Source organism: Clostridium sp. MCC344 (assembly GCF_018785365.1).
In the GTDB taxonomy this organism is placed as follows: Bacteria; Bacillota; Clostridia; order Lachnospirales; family Lachnospiraceae; genus Pilosibacter.
Genome location: NZ_WQPQ01000111.1, coordinates 1 through 2,673, shown reverse-complemented (window position 1 = coordinate 2,673; position 2,673 = coordinate 1). Strand labels below are relative to the sequence as shown.

The window sequence follows — 2,673 nt, the reverse complement described above, 5'->3', positions numbered from 1 at the left end:
CAGGGTGATATGATATTTGGGCGCAATGTATTCAAAGATTTCTCGTGCGCGATCCGAGATCGGATCATTCAGGACCTTTTCCGGTACTTTACGACCAGGATCAGATGATAACAGAGTAAAAATACTGAATGTGCATTATTGTCAAGTTCTCTCATATTTATCAGCCTTTCTTTTTATTTCGACTGATTTAATTATATCACAAATGAGATCATTTGTCTATTACATTTCAGAACATTTGTTCTGCTTGATCTGCAATCTATTTTTCCTTCAGGCTTATTGTATGTAGAATTGATGATATAGCACGACTACAAAAATCAATATATGAGAAGTTTACAATACACAGCACAGCTATGTGCAATAATCTGATATCTACATACCAACTATCGCACTATGCAAGAGATGACAATTCATCTCACCACCTATAGAGGTGGGAGAATTCTTGCTGATTCTTGTTAAAGAATTTTCCGTACAGGGTCTTTAAAAATGCAGATGGGATTGTTAACGTTCAGTGACATGGATTGTTTTGTTATTTTTTATCCGTTGTATCTTTCGGTTCATGGTACGCTAATTCAGCAAATATCAATGGTAAATAATCCCCCTGTAGAAAACCCGTGAGCGATCACACTGGTGCCGGGGTACGGTTTCAGGCACCACGGCTGCGGAATGTGAATTTCGCAGCCTTTTCCTTACAGACAGCTATCACAAAGGAGGAGCCTATGAAAAATTTTCTGAGACTGGACGGCCTGTCCATCCTGTCCGTCACATATATGTACATCAACCACAAGGACTATCTTTCGGATTCCCTGCTCGCACAGAACCATGTTTCCGTGCGGTTAGGAAACGAATTCTCACGGGACGATTCCCCGTACCGTATCATTCTCTGCAAAGCCAGAAAGAAAGATACGGCGGAATTTGAGAAATCCATGGAGTCCTTACGCAACAAGATGCTTCTTTTCGGGCACAGCGATTACATGGAATTCTGCAACGGCATCATGGAAACACTGGAACAGAATCGAGGTGCTGCATGAAGAAATCATTTGTCCCGATCAGCAAACAGACTAAGAAAGCACAAAAAGCATACCATTCCGCACAGCGTTCCACCTGGGGCATCCTGAACCCGGCAACGCGGACCATGCCGAACGGCAGGGCATACAACCGGAAGAAACAGAAAGCCCACGACAGAAGCGGCAGGGAATTCTCCTTCGACTCCCCGCCGCTTTTTTGCCCGTCCATGCCTATCAATCCCACAGGTTCCAAAAATATTTCGTCATAAGCTCCATGCCCTGCTTCAGGCACCGGTCCCGGTACTCACGCAGTTCTCCCTCGGCCGCCAGCCACTTTTCCGATATCTCCGCATATTTCGGAACATCGCTCATCGTATACAGACGATGCGTATGCTCCCGCTTTTCCCTTGCAATCTCCTCTTCCGTTTTCAGTTTCTCTCCGAACATGCCATATTTTGCCGTGAATTCTTCCCGTGCCAGGTCATGTTCTTTCTCATACGGATTTTTCTTTCTGCACGTGCCCTCATTTGCTTCCCGGAACAGAAATTCCATTCTTCCCAGAATACGGTCCCATTTCCGGATGTTTTCTTCTTCCGCTCCTTTAAAGGAGCCGGGGTAGCCATGACTGTTAACACGAAGGTCATGGATCATGTTCGAAACAACCGTAAGGAACCATTGGTCGATCGACCAGGTGTCACGGTAACAGTATCCGTACCTCAGTCTCTGATAAATGCAGACAATGTCCTCTCTCCATATGGAAATCCTTTCCCATAGCGATTCTCTCTTACGGTGCGACAGAAAAACGGAACATTCTTCCTTCCGTCTCTTTCCGTTTTCCTTCGGACTCATTCGCTTTGTAATTCTCTTTGCGGTTTCATCCATTGTGCTTTCTCCTTTCCCGTAATATCCCTGATACGACAGTTATATCACTGCACAGGAAAGACTGCATTGAACCTCTGGGTGAACTACCCATTGTCTTAAGCCAATAGGCTTCCTGCTTCATCGACCTCGTAACCTACTATCTCCACAGGCGTTAATTTGGGCAGTCCCTGCCCTATATATTTCTTTATGCTATTTGTCTTAATCCTTCTGTCAGTATATTTTTCGCGGCATTGATATCCCTGTCATGTTCTGCTCCGCATTTCGGGCATATCCATGTCCTCACTGACAAATCTTTTGTATCAGGATTCTGATACCCGCAAACAGAACATAATTGACTACTGGCATAAAATGTATCTATTTTGATGTATTTCCTGCCATTCCATTTTGCCTTATACTCTAACTGTCTTGTCAGCTCATACCATGATACATCACTTATGGCTTTTGCCAGATGATGATTTTTTACCATGTTCTTTATCTGTAAATTCTCTGAAACTATCACTTGGTTTTCGCTGATAATCTCATGTGAAACTTTATGTAGATAATCTTTTCTCATATTCCTTATTTTCTCATGGCGTAATGCTATCTTTTTCTTTGTTTTATAATAGTTCTTACTTCTCTTTCCTTTATGTGACAGTTGCCTTTGCAACTTTACAAGCTGTTTCTCGTATTTTTTTATAATTTTTTGATTCTCATATACCTTCCCATCAGAAGTAATACATAAATCTTTAAGTCCTAAATCGATTCCTATGTTATGATTTGTATGTGCCAGTTCCTTATGCTCCGTTTC

Annotated in this window: 4 protein-coding genes and 1 pseudogene; 2 read left to right on the top strand and 3 right to left on the bottom strand. The window is 42.5% G+C overall.

The genetic code is table 11. The features are described 5' to 3' along the window. Window positions 1-155 (bottom strand): annotated as a pseudogene (locus tag GPK90_RS19295) (transposase); the annotation flags it as partial. A 561-nt stretch (window positions 156-716) separates the two neighbouring features. Between GPK90_RS19295 and GPK90_RS18015 the strand changes: the two are divergent. Both GPK90_RS18015 and GPK90_RS18010 read left to right on the top strand, forming a co-directional pair. After that, the gene (locus GPK90_RS18015; RefSeq protein ID WP_215703602.1) at window positions 717-1,028 is read left to right on the top strand and encodes a hypothetical protein; all 312 of its coding nucleotides are present in this window, start codon (window positions 717-719) and stop codon (window positions 1,026-1,028) included. Next, window positions 1,025-1,273 carry a hypothetical protein gene (locus tag GPK90_RS18010; protein ID WP_215703601.1) on the top strand — a complete coding sequence of 83 codons (249 nt, stop codon included), beginning with the start codon at window positions 1,025-1,027 and terminating at the stop codon, window positions 1,271-1,273. The genes GPK90_RS18015 and GPK90_RS18010 overlap by 4 nt, the downstream gene beginning before the upstream one ends. Here the strand turns inward: GPK90_RS18010 and GPK90_RS18005 are convergent. Together GPK90_RS18005 and GPK90_RS18000 are read right to left on the bottom strand one after the other, a co-directional pair. Then, window positions 1,239-1,886 carry a hypothetical protein gene (locus tag GPK90_RS18005; RefSeq protein WP_215703600.1) on the bottom strand — a complete coding sequence of 216 codons (648 nt, stop codon included), beginning with the start codon at window positions 1,884-1,886 and terminating at the stop codon, window positions 1,239-1,241. The genes GPK90_RS18010 and GPK90_RS18005 overlap by 35 nt on opposite strands. A gap of 184 nt (window positions 1,887-2,070) precedes the next feature. Beyond that, on the bottom strand, window positions 2,071-2,673 hold a 603-nt coding region (locus GPK90_RS18000; RefSeq protein WP_215703599.1), incomplete at its 5' end, for an RNA-guided endonuclease TnpB family protein.

Bases quoted from the DNA above. Each gene is read 5' to 3' on its own strand.
- GPK90_RS18015 (WP_215703602.1), top strand. From the start codon at position 717: ATGAAAAATTTTCTGAGACTGGACGGCCTGTCCATCCTGTCCGTCACA.
- GPK90_RS18010 (WP_215703601.1), top strand. From the start codon at position 1,025: ATGAAGAAATCATTTGTCCCGATCAGCAAACAGACTAAGAAAGCACAA.
- GPK90_RS18005 (WP_215703600.1), bottom strand. From the start codon at position 1,886: ATGGATGAAACCGCAAAGAGAATTACAAAGCGAATGAGTCCGAAGGAA.